19 protein-coding genes are annotated in these 15,307 nt (G+C 47.3%); all 19 read right to left on the minus strand.

Annotated elements, in window-relative coordinates; translation table 11 throughout:
* Positions 1-38 precede the first annotated feature (38 nt).
* Positions 39-377, minus strand: coding sequence for a hypothetical protein (locus NYE70_RS15170; RefSeq protein ID WP_341046692.1), 339 nt, complete (start codon positions 375-377; stop codon positions 39-41).
* A complete protein-coding gene (fliS, locus tag NYE70_RS15175) occupies positions 374-763 on the minus strand; it encodes a flagellar export chaperone FliS (RefSeq protein WP_341046695.1) in 390 nt (129 codons plus the stop codon). Before fliS ends, NYE70_RS15170 begins: the two co-directional genes overlap by 4 nt.
* A 20-nt stretch (positions 764-783) precedes the next feature.
* Entirely contained in the window at positions 784-2,253 is a 1,470-nt protein-coding gene (gene fliD / locus NYE70_RS15180; protein ID WP_341046696.1) for a flagellar filament capping protein FliD, read from the minus strand.
* A gap of 12 nt (positions 2,254-2,265) precedes the next feature.
* A complete protein-coding gene (locus NYE70_RS15185; protein ID WP_341046697.1) occupies positions 2,266-2,637 on the minus strand; it encodes a flagellar protein FlaG in 372 nt (123 codons plus the stop codon).
* Between the two features lie 151 nt (positions 2,638-2,788).
* Positions 2,789-3,559, minus strand: a complete 771-nt coding sequence (locus NYE70_RS15190) for a flagellin N-terminal helical domain-containing protein (protein WP_341046699.1) — start codon at positions 3,557-3,559, stop codon at positions 2,789-2,791.
* 161 nt (positions 3,560-3,720) lie between these two features.
* Positions 3,721-4,563: a beta-1,6-N-acetylglucosaminyltransferase gene (locus tag NYE70_RS15195; protein ID WP_341046702.1), complete on the minus strand. Its 843-nt coding sequence runs from the start codon at positions 4,561-4,563 to the stop codon at positions 3,721-3,723.
* A 5-nt stretch (positions 4,564-4,568) separates the two neighbouring features.
* Positions 4,569-4,796, minus strand: a complete 228-nt coding sequence (csrA, locus tag NYE70_RS15200) for a carbon storage regulator CsrA (protein WP_341046703.1) — start codon at positions 4,794-4,796, stop codon at positions 4,569-4,571.
* Positions 4,777-5,238, minus strand: coding sequence for a flagellar assembly protein FliW (gene fliW, locus NYE70_RS15205; RefSeq protein WP_341046704.1), 462 nt, complete (start codon positions 5,236-5,238; stop codon positions 4,777-4,779). Before fliW ends, csrA begins: the two co-directional genes overlap by 20 nt.
* Before the next feature lie 94 nt (positions 5,239-5,332).
* Positions 5,333-6,229, minus strand: coding sequence for a flagellar hook-associated protein FlgL (flgL, locus tag NYE70_RS15210; RefSeq protein ID WP_341046705.1), 897 nt, complete (start codon positions 6,227-6,229; stop codon positions 5,333-5,335).
* Positions 6,230-6,251: 22 nt separating this feature from the next.
* Complete coding sequence (flgK, locus tag NYE70_RS15215; protein WP_341046706.1) at positions 6,252-7,805, minus strand: flagellar hook-associated protein FlgK; 1,554 nt, start codon at positions 7,803-7,805, stop codon at positions 6,252-6,254.
* 18 nt (positions 7,806-7,823) lie between these two features.
* Positions 7,824-8,324: a flagellar protein FlgN gene (locus NYE70_RS15220; RefSeq protein WP_341046707.1), complete on the minus strand. Its 501-nt coding sequence runs from the start codon at positions 8,322-8,324 to the stop codon at positions 7,824-7,826.
* 8 nt (positions 8,325-8,332) lie between these two features.
* Entirely contained in the window at positions 8,333-8,617 is a 285-nt protein-coding gene (gene flgM / locus NYE70_RS15225; protein WP_341046708.1) for a flagellar biosynthesis anti-sigma factor FlgM, read from the minus strand.
* Between the two features lie 128 nt (positions 8,618-8,745).
* Positions 8,746-9,171: a TIGR03826 family flagellar region protein gene (locus NYE70_RS15230; protein WP_211022761.1), complete on the minus strand. Its 426-nt coding sequence runs from the start codon at positions 9,169-9,171 to the stop codon at positions 8,746-8,748.
* A 93-nt stretch (positions 9,172-9,264) separates the two neighbouring features.
* Positions 9,265-10,308 (minus strand): ComF family protein, encoded by a 1,044-nt coding sequence (locus NYE70_RS15235; RefSeq protein WP_341046709.1) that lies wholly within the window; start codon positions 10,306-10,308, stop codon positions 9,265-9,267.
* Entirely contained in the window at positions 10,305-11,540 is a 1,236-nt protein-coding gene (locus NYE70_RS15240) for a helicase-related protein (RefSeq protein WP_341046710.1), read from the minus strand. Before NYE70_RS15240 ends, NYE70_RS15235 begins: the two co-directional genes overlap by 4 nt.
* Entirely contained in the window at positions 11,507-12,361 is an 855-nt protein-coding gene (locus NYE70_RS15245) for a hypothetical protein (RefSeq protein WP_341046711.1), read from the minus strand. The genes NYE70_RS15240 and NYE70_RS15245 overlap by 34 nt, the downstream gene beginning before the upstream one ends.
* A 225-nt stretch (positions 12,362-12,586) precedes the next feature.
* Entirely contained in the window at positions 12,587-13,012 is a 426-nt protein-coding gene (locus NYE70_RS15250; protein WP_290405528.1) for a hypothetical protein, read from the minus strand.
* Between the two features lie 392 nt (positions 13,013-13,404).
* Positions 13,405-14,133 (minus strand): response regulator, encoded by a 729-nt coding sequence (locus NYE70_RS15255; protein ID WP_211022641.1) that lies wholly within the window; start codon positions 14,131-14,133, stop codon positions 13,405-13,407.
* The gene (locus NYE70_RS15260; RefSeq protein WP_280520351.1) at positions 14,126-15,301 is read right to left on the minus strand and encodes a sensor histidine kinase; all 1,176 of its coding nucleotides are present in this window, start codon (positions 15,299-15,301) and stop codon (positions 14,126-14,128) included. The genes NYE70_RS15255 and NYE70_RS15260 overlap by 8 nt, the downstream gene beginning before the upstream one ends.
* Between the last annotated feature and the right edge of the window lie 6 nt (positions 15,302-15,307).

Here is a 15,307-nt window from a genome sequence, read left to right on the forward strand (position 1 = left end):
CACGCTAAGTCGCTTCATACAATATCCAGCCCTTTAGTTTAATTCTTGCGGTCAAAAAACATACTATCCGGCGTATAATTTGAATTATATGCCGATCTTTGATCCTTGATCGTTCCACGATTCAACAACCATTGACTAGCTTCCTTTTTAAAATAATCCATTCTATCCAAAATCATAGTATCATACTTACTTAAGTCCTTCAGTCGGTTACGGTCCTGATCCGCAAAGGATTCCTTCAAAGGTATGATTCTCTCCACCAACTCTTCACGTTGCTCCGCAAAAGCTAATAGCTCCTCATAGTCAACCTCGTTGATTCGACTGACGAGATTAAGCGTTGCATCCTCCAACTGGGAAATATACTCTTGAACCATCATCATTTATTCTGATCCGCAGCTGCATTCACCGATTTTGCGGCTATTTCCCATGCTTCCCTTAATTCCAGCATATAAGTTAGCACCTCTTCGGCAGGAGCTTTATCTTTTTTCATATTTGCCATAATTAACTGGCGAATCATGTATTCATAGATTTGCAACAGATTCTTTGCAATCGGGTACGCTTGATTTAAGGAGGCAATCAATTCATGAATAACTGCCTGTGCTTTACATAAGAAGGTGTTCGTCTTCTCGTAATCCTTCTCTTCAATCCCTAGGATGCCATTCCGAATAAATCGGATTCCTCCATCATACAGCATTAGGAGTAGTTGGGCTGGCGGAGCAGTTTGCAGTTGAGTTTGTTGATACTTTTGATAAGGCGAATTAATCAAGCCAAGTCTCTCCTTTTTACTTAAGATAACATGCTAAACAGACTCGAAGAGGTACTGTTGTATTTGTTCATAGCCGTTTCCATCGCCGTAAATTGCTTATAGTATCGAGTCTCAATCATAGTCATTTTCCTGTTCATATCGGAAATCCGATTGTCCAGGTTGGTTAGCTGTTCTCCAATTTGGCTTTGTGGCAGAAACGCAGTTGTAATGTCGCTGCTATATTTTGAAGTGCCTGCCCGATCTGATAAATTTTGCAGTGCTGCTTGGTTAATCTTCTTAATCCGATTAAAAATCCCGTCAGCTGAGTTGTTTTGGACCGTAGCCGCAGAACTAGTTTGACCAAACAATGCGGAGGCTCCTTCTGGGTTACCCTCAAGTGCCGCTCTTAGTTTCGTTTCATCAATGTACAGCTTTCCTTTTTCGCTGTAGCTTCCAGTAGTAATTCCAAATTGAGCGAGATTGACTTTATCCCCATTGGGAAGAATCACATCGGATATAAGGGCACTTCTCATATCACTTACGGTCTGACTCAAAATCGAGTCATTTTTTAGCATACCGCTTTTGGCCTTTTCTTCCCAAAGCTTAATCTCATCTTCTTTCATTGCTGATCTTTGCTCACTGGTTAGCGGGAGAAATTTTCTATACTTTTCCTCACCAAGCTTTTGATTCAGCAGTGCTAGTGACTCATTATAGGACTCGACAAAGGATTTGATCGTACTAACCATTTTGTCGGTATCCTGGGTTACTTCAATTTGCGTTGATTGACCTGTAGGTGTTGTACCCGTTAAAGTAATCTCAATACCATTAACAAGAAACCGATTTGAGGCTTGTTTCGTCTCAATCCCATTGATAAAGACAGTTGCATCTTCACCAGCCGCTCCTCCTGACTTAACCAACTTGGTGTTAGTACTTGAAAACAAGTCCCCCCCCAGGTTTATCGCACTGTTACCAGTCGTTTTATTCGTCAACGATAGAGAACCCGTCTTCGAATCATAAACTGCTGTTACATTTGCTTCTTTGCTACCATTAATCTTCGCGACTAGTGAATCAATAGTATCAGTAGCATTGAACTCGATTGTTTCAGTGCTTCCACTAATCGTAATTTTCCCGGTTGGTCCACCGCTGTAAATTTCAGAAATCTTGGTTGCCCCATCAGTTCCTTTGAATATTACATTTGTTGCTGAAGCTAGATTAGACACTTTTACGTTTAATACTGAATTCGTCGCCGCTCCAGTAGCCGTTGCAGTTATTACATTCGATGCACCACTTATGTTGGCCTTTTTAGAGTCAATTGAACTACTCAAACTGAAATTTGATAGTTTTTCGTTAAAACCTACTAATTTTGTACTGATTTGACGATACCCGTCACGTTTCCATTCCGTTTGTTGTTTCTGCTGGTTCAATTTATCCAGCGGAACTCTTTGGGCTGTCATTAATTGCTTAACCATTGCATCGATATCCATACCAGATGCCAGACCACTGATTCTCATCATACTCCTCCTTTATGCCTTTTTATCAATAAACAAGCCGTTTAGTTCCATCATATTAGCTGCCACATCCAGCAGCTTCTCTTGAGGTATTTCACGAATTAAATCTCCTGTTTCCTTGTTGAATACCTTCACCATAATAGTGTGCGTTTCTTGATGGACCGAAAACTCCAACTTTTTCTCCGGCCCTTGCATAGCAAGTATCGTCTTTTCCAACTGCCGCTGTATTTCTTGCTGATCCAACTCGCTAGTTTTAGGTATTGCAATTGGTTGGTTAGTTACTGTATTTACTATGCCTGTAAATTCAGGATCACTGGTATTGTTCTTTGATCGACTAGGGTTGTTAATGCCAATAACAGGTCCGCTCCCTGTGATTCTACTATCCACTAGCTGCCCCTCCTCCATAAAATTGGAACGGTCTATGCTGGATTTCTTCTCTGTTGTTACTGTATATATCGGAATTTTCTACATGTTTATTTAGAGAAATACAAAAAAGAGACCTTGTTGTTCAAGGTCTCTTTCTGCTGAAAAGTCAGTATTAACGAAGTACGGACAGAACGCCTTGTGGTGCGGAGTTCGCTTGTGCCAACATCGATTGGGAAGCTTGAAGAAGAATGTTGTTCTTCGACAATTGAACCATTTCCTTCGCCATATCGGTATCACGGATACGGGACTCGGCAGCTGTCAAGTTCTCAACAGTTGTACCGATGTTGTTGGAAGTGTACTCCAGACGGTTTTGAACAGCACCGAGCTTAGCACGTTGAGTGGAAACATTATTAATGGCTGTTTCGATATCAGACAATCCACTAGTAGATCCCAAGCTGCTGAAACCGGAAGTCGAGATAGTACCAATTGTAATCGAACCAGTTGCTTTGTCATTTACGGTAATTGTAGCACCTTTTGTAATGCTGATACCGTTAAATGTTGTTTTTGTCATGATGTTATCGATTTGCTTACCCAATTCACTAAGCTCTTCGTTAATGTTGCTTCTGTCATTCGAGCTGTATGTTCCGCTCGACTTCTGAACGTTCAATTCTTTCATACGAGTCAGCATGGAGCTTACTTCGTTCATTGCGCCTTCAGCAGTTTGTACGAAAGAGATACCGTCTTGAGCGTTACGTTGAGCTTGCTCCAGACCGCGGATTTGACCGCGCATCGATTCGGAGATGGACAAACCGGCAGCATCGTCAGCAGCACGGTTGATGCGAAGACCGGAAGACAGCTTTTCCATGTTTTTGCTAGTAGCTGAAGTGTTCAGCCCCATGTTACGGTGAGTGTTCAAAGCTGGTACGTTGTGATTGATAATCATTTGAGATTTCCTCCCTGAATTTGAATTGTCCCACGTCCTTGTGGTGATTGGTCTGAAGGTCGGCCGCCCGTTTCAAACCTTTCTAATGAATATATCGGAAGTCCCAGTTCATTTGTTTATAGAAAAATATTATATTTTAAAAAACTTTATTAATATATTCTCTATAATCCAAGCGAACTCTCAATAACTTCCATGATCGTTGTATCCACATCCTCATCAAATTTCCTTGCAAACAACGCATCACTTTGAAAGATTGCCTGCAAGTAATCCATTGTTATTACAACAGGCCGCTGAAAGGCTGATGCAAACTGCTGCATATTAATAAAACGATAATTCCCATTGACGTGTGTTGCTTTAAAATCACCATTTAATAACAAGGTTTGAAAGAAAGCTTCATCGGGGATAAATGTGTATCTATAATAATCCTGCATTTCAAACGACAAATACGAAGTGACCGCATATGCAGCAAACGCCCGGGTGATCATCTTCCATTGGGACCCATAGTATGGCTCAATTCCAGGAGCAAAATATTCCTCAAACGGCTTCCTTTCCCCCATATTCACTATCTTCCCGCAATCTTCAATGCGATAATAAGCCTGTGTCAGTTTCTTTTGATTGGGTTCCAAGTTAATAGGTTTTGCCGTCAAATAATTTAAATTTTTGCCAGATAGGAATTGCTCCAGCTGTATTTGTTTTACTAACGGGAAGTCCTGCCCGCTTAAATTGATGTAGTATGACCAATCTGAATCCCAATTGAGCAAATAAGTAAGGGCATCCAATTCAACCTGCACCAACGACCATCCTCCCCAAGACAGAAAGCGAGAAGGTAGAATTCTTATATTGGAGTTGCTTTGACTTAGATTATTGGCAAGCTCGTGCATTTCTGCATCAGCACTGGAGTCGATATGAATAAGGTAGATATGATTTTCAGCGTAAATTGCGTTCAACAATCTTAAAAACATAGCGGGTTTATGATGAGCCATAATAAAATAAGCAATTTTCATGTTTCTTAAATCCCTTTCCAATCGGATAATTTCCGGATCAGTGCCATCCGATCATTGTAAGCTTCCTTGTTGCTCTCCTGGATTGCCAAATAGATCTCCTTCCGATGGATCTCCACATCTTTTGGCGCTTTAATCCCTAGTTTTACAGTGTCTCCTTCGGACTCAAGAACAATGATTTCTATATCGTCGGAGATTATGATAGACTCCCCTTTTTTACGGCTCAATACTAGCATTGATCTCACCGTCCTTCGCTTGGCCCGCCTTCTTCTTGAGAAGAGGATGCTTGGTCGTATACCTGCTATTGTTCAATACTACCTGCTTACCCAAACGTTCCTTCACATTTAAAACTAAAGGGGCCATCAAATTTGCCGTTACATTCGACAAATCATCTCCCCAAGTTACGATCGTACAAATACCAACTTCACTTTTGTCGTTAATATTAAGCTCGTCCCGGTCTTGAGCAGGCAATTCAAATTCATAATCTTGAAAAAAAGAAAACGGGTTGGTTACGATAAACGCCAAGTCTTTGTTTTCAATGGATTGCAACAAGGAGAAGTCTTCATCATGCTTATAAAAAACATATTTCGTGCATTGTTCAAATCCGGGAATTCCTTTCCCGAAATGAAACACTTCATCTTCACTAAAATCCCATTCTTTTTGTGTTCTGGTAACCATGGATTTGGTCGCCCTCCTTGTATTAAAAAAGCTACGAACATACAAAGTTCATAGCTTAATTATATGCCTATATTTTAGATTCACCAAAACTGACTTAACGAATAAAGTCTACCAATGTCGGAGATATAATTTTCGCCCCTGCGGATAAGGAAGCCTGATAAATATTTGATGCGATGTTCGTCTGGATCATGATTTCAGCAATATCCGCATCCTCGGTCTTGGATTGAAGTTTAGTCAAACTAAAATCTTCATTCTCCAAGCGATTCTGCATCAACTCGACGCGGTTGGTGCGAGCCCCTGTCTCCGCATGGACAGATACCATCTTATTCAAACGAGAATCGATATTGGAAACTTCGGCGGCGATACCAGTAAAGCTACTGGTGCTTATAGCCGTGGAAATCTTATCGATAATATTAAATACATTATCAGCCCCGCCCTTCGGACCAAAGAAGTCATTTCCGGAGGTGTTGATTTGGAAGGTAACGCCTTGTCCTACTGTATACTCAACTGCACCTGTATCCGTAATAGCGGCTGCCGGGTCAGCAGCATCATAGGGCTTAATGTTGTAGGTCTCACCGTTAAAAATAAATTTTCCGTTGATCTGCGTATTTCCAAGGTCGGACAATTGTTTCTTGAGTTCCTGCAATTCGGCACTAATGCTGTCCAGGGCCGACTGAGGATTTGTTCCACTGCTCGCCTGCACTGATAATTGCTTAAGCCGATTCATAACATCTTCTGCCTGTGACATCACGGAGTCCGTAGTATCCAGCCACCCCAATGCCGTATCGACATTGCGCTGGTACTGGCTGTTTGCGGACAACTCAGAACGGTAACGCAAGGCGTAAGTAACGCCGACTGGATCGTCAGACGGCTTGTTTAATTTACGGCCGGTAGATTCTTGGTTTTGCAGGTCGGCCATTTTGTTCAGGTTCTTGTTCAAGTTGCGAAGAACCTGGTTGCTCATCATATTTGAAGTTACACGTAATGCCATGAGAATTCTAACCTCCTAGGGATCAACGACCTACCGTGCCGGTTCCGTTGATGAGTTTGTCCAGCATTTCGTCGAATGTAGTCATGAAACGGGCAGCGGCGGAGTAGGCATGCTGGAACATCAGCATGTTGGACATTTCCTCATCCAACGATACCCCGCTGACGGAGAGGCGGTTGGAATTGACCTGATCAGTCAGCACCAAGGCGTTATCCGCTTGACGCTTCGCTTCGTTCGCCTGTACGCCGACCTGACCGACGATCGCCTTAAAATAGTCGTCAATCGTCGATGTAGCCGTAGTGCCGGTGCCGAAAGTGAATTTCACGTCCTTCAGGTCAGCCATCAGCAGCGCTAAACCGTTATTACCTTTAATTACAGTCTCTGAGTTCCCTGTCCCCGTAGTTTTTAAGGAAGTGGCAATCAGGCTCGGGTCATCGATAATGGCTTGACTTAAGGTAATATTGCCTGCAGTTAAAGTTCCACCACCAGCGGCAGCAAAGAAATCCCCGCCAGCAACCGGCGTTCCATCGTTCGCGTTATATCCGAGTTTATGAAGGCCGTTGATGCCTTTCACCGTAACGGTTAAATCTGTGGCTAACGCACGTGTGGAACCCTGATAAGTTACTCCGTCAAGCACGGTACCTTCCGGTAAGATCGTTCCCTTAGGGAGCGTTACTTGAATATCTCCATTAACCAAGGAATTCGCAAATTGATCGAGCTGCGACTGATAATCAGCGACATACTGGTCACGGGAAAGAATCATGCCGAATACTTCCCCATTATTAAGGGTGCCGGCGGCATAGGCGTTCTGCAAAAGATCTCCGGTAATTGGGGTCGGAGTCGAGCCTGCCACAAGAACCTGGCCACCCATGGAAATTTGATAACCCTCTGGAAGATTAGTAACTTCAATATTTACAAGTTTAGATAATTGATCGGTCAAAAGATCGCGTTGATCCCGCAGATCGTTCGCGTTGTCGCCCAGACTTTCGATCCGGGTGATCTGATTGTTCAAGTCTGCGATAGAAGACAGCATCGAGTTCATACTGGATGCATTGACTTCTACGTTTCTCGTCAAATCCCCATTCAAATCGCTTAGCTGCTTGCTCGTATGGTTTAACGCGTCCGTCAGAGCGAGCGTCGTCTCTTTTACGATCTTCCGGTTCGTAATGTTCTCAGGATCTTTACTGAGATCCGACCAAGCGCTCCAAAATTTATTGATTAGCGAGCTAATCCCCGTATCGGAGGGCTCGTTGATAATGGCCTGGAGCTTATCGAGCGTATCATACTGGATATTCCACGCACCCAGCGACTTATTTTCATTACGGAACTGCTCGTCGAGAAATTGTTCCCGGATACGTTCAATGGAGTTTACCTCAACCCCGGTGCCCAACTGCCCAGGATTCACGGAACGGTTAATTCCGTACGCTTCCAGAGGACGAGCCGCGCTCATCTTCACCGTCTGGCGGGAGTACCCGTCCGTATTGGCGTTTGCAATATTGTGGCCGGTCGTATTCAAAGCGATGGATTGCGTGAACAAACTGCGCTTTGCCGTCTCCAGCGAATGGAAAGTCGATGTCATAAAATCCTCCTTGTCGGGTTAAGCCCGGGCGTCAAAGTACCCTGGTCCTTTAAAGCCCGATGGCTTGTCGGTCGGTGGTTTATAAGTAGCCTCCTGCTCGGGAGGCGCTCCCAGCAATTCAACAGAATAGTTTACAAAGGCGAGGGACTGTTCAATCAGCTTCTGATTGAGATCGTTAAGCCTCTTCAGTTCATGAAGCGTCCACGATAGAGCGGATTGCATATTCTTCAGGCCTTCCTTCTCCTCAGGGTCAAAGACAAGCCGGGTCAATTCCGTGATGTTCAGTTGGAGCATGGACTTAATGCCCTTTTCCTGCAAAAACGTCTGGCAAGCAGCCAAGCGCTTTTCTTCCAGCGCGGAAATCTGCTTCATGAGCTTCGACTCTTGATTCATAATCGAAATCAAGGTCTCAATATCGTTTGCCATAATGGCTTCTTTCTTCGACTCTCCCCATTTCAGCATGCTCAGATGGGCTTCATTCAGCTCGTTTAACGAGTCAATCAATTGCTGTATAGCCATAGTGCCCCCTATTTATCAGTAAAAGACTTGAAGTATGGAAGAAGCTTATCCGCCAGCTTGCCGGCGTCAATCTGATAGGTTCCGGAAGATACCTGGGATTTCAATTCCTCGATACGTTCGGCCCGGCCCGGTTCCTGAGCGCTTGCCTGAGCCTTAAGAAGCTCCATGGCCTCCGTCGAGATCGACACTTCATCCTTACGGCGGGCTTTATTGTCCGATTCCTTACGCCCCGATTCGATTTGCCGTTGATAATTATTTATGGCTCCGATTCGTCCGGTCTCATTAATTTTCATGGGCTCCACCTTTCCTTCCAAAAATAAAAAAGCCGATATTCTTTACTAAGTTTATCGGCGTGTGTTGAATCATATTTAATAGCGAACCATTGGTTTATAAAGAATATTATGCCAAGATATCTGTAGTTTTAACGCTCAGGTCCTCGAAATTTGTCGATTACCCCGTATGCGCCCCCTGCTCGATTGTCTTCGCCCGTCTTATTTCTATCCTGGGTTCCTTCCCTCGCCGCAGCCGTTAAATCCTTGGCAAGGCGGGCCCGGCAAGAATCGCACATGTTGCCGTCTCGAATAAGAACTCCGCACACTTCGCACGGATACATCATATTCGGATTATTGGCTATTGAGATCCGGCCTTCTCTAATAAACTTGGTGATTTGCCGAATTGAAACCTCTGTAGCGTCAGAAACTTCCTGAATCGTTGCGGTCTTCTCTTCGCGCAAATATTTAAGGCACTTCTCATAATCCAGTTCGATATCTTTCATACAGGCTGGACAGATGTCTCTGAAATTTTTGGCAAACAGCTTCCCACAGCGCGGGCAATTCCCTAGATTCATCTCCATTTGATGCCGCGTCCTTTCAAAATACATATTCTGCTGATAGATTACCTTATTTGAGGAAATTCGTCCAATGTTTTATACCTGGAATCATTAAGATCGAGCCCAGGTCAAGCTATAGATTTCAACCGGGCGGCCCAGCAAAGCGCATGTCTCTTGAAGGATAACGGCGCAGGAATCAACCGTGCTTCCTGTAGTATAAACATCATCGATCAGCAGCAGCCTTATGGGGGCAGAGGGGTATGCGTTCCCAAATTCATTTTTACCGGAAGCAAAAATAGAGAGAGGAAACATGCCGCGCCCCCGGCTAGTCCGGCAACTCAAAGCTGCATATAACAAGCCCTCCGCTTCCGGAGCCGGAAGGAAAACCCCGTTCAAATCACGCAGGCGCTGCCATCGGCTTTTGAAGCTCTGTTTTTCGGTATGCTTGGAACGAATGAGCAGCTCCATCAGAGGTGCACCAAGCACGTTAGCCGCTTCAACCGCCAAATTCCTTGCCTGATTAAAGCCGCGCTCCATCATCCGGTCCGTACTTACGGGCACATAGGTAACCGCATCAAAATTGAAACGGGCGGTGCCGGTCTTCTCGCCCATCTCTTTTACTAAACGTTTCGCGGCTGCGCCTGTCATCCGTGCCAGTACGGAGCCAAGGGCTTCATTGCCTCTGAATTTGTATTGCGCCAGCCACTCTCGCATCATGCCATTATAGGAAACGACGCTCCGGTTCAACACAAAACGTCTGTCTTCCTTTCCGGCCCGACTGCAATCCGGGCACCCGACTGGCCGGCCGCATATATCGCACCGTATGGAAGTAATCCATGGTATAGAAGCATAGCAGGAGGAGCATATCTCCGGGTAACCCGTCACTTTGTCGGAGATCGTTTTACCGCAAGTGAGACAAGGAAGCCCTGGCGGAGCAAGCAGATTATGCAACGGGGACAACACGGCATCCTTAGCGTGGCTCCAATCGATCATTGAGTAACTTGCCGTTGTTGTTTCATTAACGACTTCTCCCGGATGACCAGGTTCGTCTCCATATCCGCCGCAAAGATCTCTACATTTCGCCTGGTTCCAAACCCGCTTTCGTTCTCGAGGCGCTCTCTTGATTTCCGCACAGTTACAGGGAATATTCATCATCCGTTTACTGCCTCCTTCTTTTCCTTTAGGAATCCGCTTTTTCCGGCGATGACATTCATCGACCGAATCTGTCGCACTGCATTCCTTTGAGACTTAGTCCACTCCTTGGAGACGAAAACAACCGTTCCCCGAGGATCGTCCTTAGACCTCCCCGCGCGGCCCGCCATCTGCACCAAGGAGGCTTCATCAAACAGTTCACTGTCTGCATCCAATATGTATACATCGCTTTTAGGCACGGTTACTCCCCGTTCCAGAATCGTCGTGGTCACCAGAAGCCTCGTGTTCGTCGCGCGAAAGTCTAAGACATGATCACTTCTGCTTTTATCCTGCGACGAGGTCCCTTCGATCGGCAGACCCGGAAAATGACTGCGGAGCAACGCGACGACGGGCTCGATATGACGAATCCGGGAGACAAATACAAAGACTTGCGCTCCTCTACGGATTGATGTCTCTAGAGAGGATATCAACTCTTTTCGGAATATCCGCCTGCGGAGGCATGCCTCTACGGATTCCATGTGGATACGACGCGGCACAGGAAGCGGATGGCCGTGAAAACGCGCCGGCACTTTCGCATGCGGCAACCGGCCTGCCCGAACTTCCCGCTGCAGATTGGCTGGAGGCGTAGCGGAAAGATATATGAATCGGCCCTCCGCCTTGCAGGAGTTCCCAGCGGCATAAGCAAGCATCGGATCGTTATGATATGGAAAAGCATCCAGTTCATCGATAACGACGAGGTCAAAGGCATGGCTAAAGCGCATAAGCTGATGGGTTGTCGATAAAAAGAGCCGGCCTTCCTCCCACCGCTGCGGGCTTCCGCCGTATAGGACGGCCATTTTTTCTTCTGGAAAGGCTTTAGCCAGCCGCGGAGCCAGCTCCAGGACGACGTCCCGGCGCGGAGTCGCAACGAGCACTTTCCCTCCGCGATCCAGCACATAGCCCAGCAGCGGAAAGATCATCTCGGTCTTGCCTGCTCCGGTCACCGCCCAGAGCAGGAAGCGCGGCGAAGCGGGAGCCGCGCGCTGAGGCAGCAATCGAGCCCAGCCGCGCTGCGGTACCGGCGCTGTCCCGGCGGCTGGAGCAGCTGCCTCTGGCAACGGCTGCGCCAAAAACCGCAGCGCGGCGCCCGCCGCCTCGCGCTGCGCGGGGCTCAGCCCCCACCGGTCCAACTGGGACACGGTGGGGGCCCCCGCCGTGCCGCCTACGCCCGCAGGAACCGGCGGCGGCACGGCCATGGCGCTACTGCCGCGCAGCAGCAGCGCACAAGATCGGCTGCGCCCCAGCGCGAGGCAGGCCTCGCAGTAGGCGCAGCCGCTGCAGCCGCACGACCCGCGCAGGGTGTGCGGCGATGCACCCCGCTGCCGCAGCGCCGGCAGCGGAGCTCGGGGGCCCGCCGGCCGAGGCGGCGGGCCCGTGCGGGCCGGGCGTCAGCGAGCGCGACGCCCGACGTGAGCTGCACGCGCCCCTGCAGGTGCGCGAGCTGCACCGCGGAGCGCCAGCCCCGGCTCAGCTCCGGAAGGCGCTCCGCAAGAAGCTGCTGCAGTTCAGCCTCCAGCAGCGACCTGCCCTCCAGCGCGTCTGCGATCCGCGCCGCCTCTAGCTGCAGCTCTTCCCAGTTCATCGCTGCATCCATCGCTTGCTCCCTGTCAGCCTGCGGACTACCTTGCTCTTCATTAGTCCATAGCAAACAGGGAGTTTCCAGCCGAGAGGAATTTCCCGGATCTCTCTCGCCTTCCAAAAAGAATTTCAAGTTAGACGCTATGTAACTCATCCAATCTCTTGGCTCCCAATGATCCATCTCCCTGGAACTCCGGAAGCCATCTCTAAGTAAAACCGCCCAGCCTAACGGCATCGACCCGGAGAGTAGCACGATAACCCTAGGCGAAGCCATCTGTTCCCCCTTCCCCGCAACTCTCCCATTAAAATCCCCCCTTTGGCTATCGACCTTACACTTCTCTTTTCCTTTGACCCACCACCATAAATCCACCCTGCAATCCAGACTCACCCCCAACTCCCACCCTTGTTCCAGTCTGACTGCATATAGACTCGCCTTCATCCTAACCCTCCTTTATAACCTTCTAATCTATCGAGCATTTAATTTATCCCTTTTTTAACAATATCTGATGATTCATGGCCTAGCTGTAATATTTGCAACTATATATAAAATTTACGGAAAGACGCCACAACACAAAAAAGCACACTCCTGGGCCTTTGGCCGTCAAAGAGTGTGCTTCACACTTTACATTGTTTCCTGATATTTATTTGTCGTTGCAAACGCATTTTACACATGGACATATGGGATTTTAGCCGCCTCCTGGGGGACACGGAGATCCACATATACTTGAATTTCCTCTTCCGTCCATGCGGTCGCCTGCCGGCTGATCTCATCAGCATCTGCCGTCATCAGGCCGATCGTAGTCAGCTCGATTCCAGCCTGGTCCCTAAGACGTTGAATGATCGCTACCGTATCATCCTGCGACGCTTCATCCAGCACCGTCACTTTAACGGATTCGCCGCGAAGACGCGCATACCATGATAACGCTCTTAAATACCATTCCATCTGATTCCCATGATTATGGGTTACTAAAATATAATGCAGTCTTTTGCCATCCTTGGGCTTTTCCCTCAGGAGTACTCCGTGCAGGAAATGCACCAGGACCGCCGCTAATCCATAGCTAAGTACAATCCAACCCATGTAAGAAACCATGGAACCCCTCCTTTGTGGGGGCCGTTCAATAGCAGCAAGTTGATTGAGCCGCTAATTGAACGCTCCTATTATAACGACAATATATGCCGCTATGAAGGAGTCGGTTCCTGGGCTGTGGTTCCCAACCATCCGGTTACCCGCCGGAGAAATATGTACGCAGCCCTGCAGATGGAATGAATCCATGATTCTGAGGGAAAAGGATGCAGCCTAAATATGTTACTGAAACTGAGAAATAAACATTTAGTCCTCATATTTCATGATCCAGTAAAAAATGGCAGCCTAGCACGCAAAAGGCCTTCTCGCAACGGATTCAGGACGCAGTCTCCCGCTATTCCTGTATCGCCGCCTATAGGCGGTTGGTGCGATAGCCGGTCTTCATGTCGGTTATCAGGTTACAGGGTAACCCATCCAAATTTGATCGCATTAATTACCGCTTGCGTCCGGTCATCCACGTCCATTTTTTGCAAAATGCTGCTGACATGGTTTTTAACCGTCTTCTCGCTAATAAAAAGATGTTCGCCGATCATTTTGTTGCTGCGGCCTTCAGCCATCAAACGGAGCACTTCGGCTTCACGGCGGGTGAGCGGATTATCTTCGCCTGCCACAAATTTAACGCCAGCTTCGCGGATCGCATTGTCTTCGGCGATAGCGCCAGTCTCGCTTAAATACTCCATACGGCGAAGCTGCTGAATCAGTTTGCCCGTTACTTTCGGATGAATAAAGGCATTGCCCTCGGCAACGGTGCGTATCGCATTAATCAGAGACTCGGCTTCCATGTCCTTCAACAGATAGCCGGTAGCTCCTTTACGAAGCGTCTCAAAGACGTAACTTTCATCATCATGAATCGATAAAATAATAACTTTAACTTCCGGAAGCGCCTCGCGGAGCTCGGCTGTTGCATCCACCCCGTTTAATAACGGCATGTTAATATCCATGAGGACAATCTCCGGATGAAACTGCTGGCAGCATTCCAGTACTTGGATGCCATCGCCGCACTCTCCGACCACTTCGATGTCTTCCTCCATATTCAAGATCCGTTTTAATCCCTCGCGAAACAATTGGTGGTCGTCAGCCAAGAGTACTTTAATAGTTTGTCTACTGTTAGAAATGAGGTTATCCATCCTGGTACTCCTTTCTCTTCTCTGCGTTAGTCGGAATGTGGATAATGACTTTAGTGCCCAAATTCGCTGTTGACTCGATTTCCATTCTTCCTTCTAGCAATTCCACCCGTTCTCTCATCCCGATCAGACCAAAATGGGTATGCTCCTTCGTCTTCTTCTCCAATTGGTCCACTTTGAAACCTAGTCCGTTATCCTGGACTACGATTTTGACCATTTGAGCCTGATAGGTGATGTCCACTCCTACGTAAGTTGGGAAGGCATGCTTGGCTGCATTGGTGAGAGCCTCCTGAACCAGTCTGAATACCGCTGCTTCCATTGGAGAAGACATCCGGTGTTCCTTGCCTCTTGTTTCGAAGGTCGTCCGGATTTTCGTTTTTTCCTCAAAATCATGTACATATTTGCGCAATGTCGGAATTAAGCCGAGATCATCCAAAGCCATCGGCCTTAAATTAAAGATGACTTTCCGCATTTCTTCCAGACTGGAGCGGACTTGACTCTTCAAATCTATTATTTCGTCCTGCACCATCTTAAATTCCTGCTTTGCAAGCATTCTTTCTACAATTTCCGTCCTAAGAACTAGATTTGCGAGCAATTGTGCAGGACCATCGTGAATTTCCCGCGAAATCCGCTTTCGTTCTTCTTCCTGCGCCAAAATAATCTTCAGGCCGATCATCTGCCGATTCTTCGCCGACTCCAGAATCCGGGAGACCTGTCCCAATTCACCGGACAAATACTCCAAAACGACGCCCATTTGCGAACTGACGGTTTCCGCGCGTTCCACTGATTGCTCGACATTGCGCGCCCTTTTTTGCAATTCATCGCGGCGGGCTTTCAAATACATTTCTTTTTCACGAAAAATCAAAAGATCCAGTTGAAGCTGGGTAGCTTTCTCATAGGCTTGCTTGATGTCCTCTTCCTTGTACCGCACAAAATCCCGGCTGACTTCCGTCAGCCGGATGCGGGAACGCCGGTAATTAATTTCAAGTTGATCGACCTTTTCCACGGTCTCTGCCGTTTCCTTTACCACTTGCTGCAGCTCATTGTTGAGCGTTTTGAGCTCATTTCGCGCAGCATCCAGGATCTCAAGGATTTGCAGCTTGCTGTTTTCCATGACGCCAACGGCGTTCTTTATAACACGGTCAATTGCATCAGCTTGATAATCTGCCACTTCAAC

Origin of the sequence: Paenibacillus sp. FSL R5-0407 (assembly GCF_038009185.1) — a bacterium.
GTDB classification, from domain to species: Bacteria; Bacillota; Bacilli; order Paenibacillales; family Paenibacillaceae; genus Fontibacillus; species Fontibacillus vini.

What these genes read in the sequence shown, in the direction of transcription:
- NYE70_RS15170 (WP_341046692.1), bottom strand. Translation starts at nt 377, where the DNA reads ATGATGATGGTTCAAGAGTATATTTCCCAGTTGGAGGATGCAACGCTT.
- fliD (WP_341046696.1), bottom strand. Translation starts at nt 2,253, where the DNA reads ATGAGAATCAGTGGTCTGGCATCTGGTATGGATATCGATGCAATGGTT.
- NYE70_RS15190 (WP_341046699.1), bottom strand. Translation starts at nt 3,559, where the DNA reads ATGATTATCAATCACAACGTACCAGCTTTGAACACTCACCGTAACATG.
- NYE70_RS15195 (WP_341046702.1), bottom strand. Translation starts at nt 4,563, where the DNA reads ATGAAAATTGCTTATTTTATTATGGCTCATCATAAACCCGCTATGTTT.
- csrA (WP_341046703.1), bottom strand. Translation starts at nt 4,796, where the DNA reads ATGCTAGTATTGAGCCGTAAAAAAGGGGAGTCTATCATAATCTCCGAC.
- fliW (WP_341046704.1), bottom strand. Translation starts at nt 5,238, where the DNA reads ATGGTTACCAGAACACAAAAAGAATGGGATTTTAGTGAAGATGAAGTG.
- flgL (WP_341046705.1), bottom strand. Translation starts at nt 6,229, where the DNA reads ATGGCATTACGTGTAACTTCAAATATGATGAGCAACCAGGTTCTTCGC.
- flgK (WP_341046706.1), bottom strand. Translation starts at nt 7,805, where the DNA reads ATGACATCGACTTTCCATTCGCTGGAGACGGCAAAGCGCAGTTTGTTC.
- NYE70_RS15220 (WP_341046707.1), bottom strand. Translation starts at nt 8,324, where the DNA reads ATGGCTATACAGCAATTGATTGACTCGTTAAACGAGCTGAATGAAGCC.
- flgM (WP_341046708.1), bottom strand. Translation starts at nt 8,617, where the DNA reads ATGAAAATTAATGAGACCGGACGAATCGGAGCCATAAATAATTATCAA.
- NYE70_RS15230 (WP_211022761.1), bottom strand. Translation starts at nt 9,171, where the DNA reads ATGAATCTAGGGAATTGCCCGCGCTGTGGGAAGCTGTTTGCCAAAAAT.
- NYE70_RS15235 (WP_341046709.1), bottom strand. Translation starts at nt 10,308, where the DNA reads ATGATGAATATTCCCTGTAACTGTGCGGAAATCAAGAGAGCGCCTCGA.
- NYE70_RS15240 (WP_341046710.1), bottom strand. Translation starts at nt 11,540, where the DNA reads ATGGCCGTGCCGCCGCCGGTTCCTGCGGGCGTAGGCGGCACGGCGGGG.
- NYE70_RS15245 (WP_341046711.1), bottom strand. Translation starts at nt 12,361, where the DNA reads ATGAAGGCGAGTCTATATGCAGTCAGACTGGAACAAGGGTGGGAGTTG.
- NYE70_RS15250 (WP_290405528.1), bottom strand. Translation starts at nt 13,012, where the DNA reads ATGGTTTCTTACATGGGTTGGATTGTACTTAGCTATGGATTAGCGGCG.
- NYE70_RS15255 (WP_211022641.1), bottom strand. Translation starts at nt 14,133, where the DNA reads ATGGATAACCTCATTTCTAACAGTAGACAAACTATTAAAGTACTCTTG.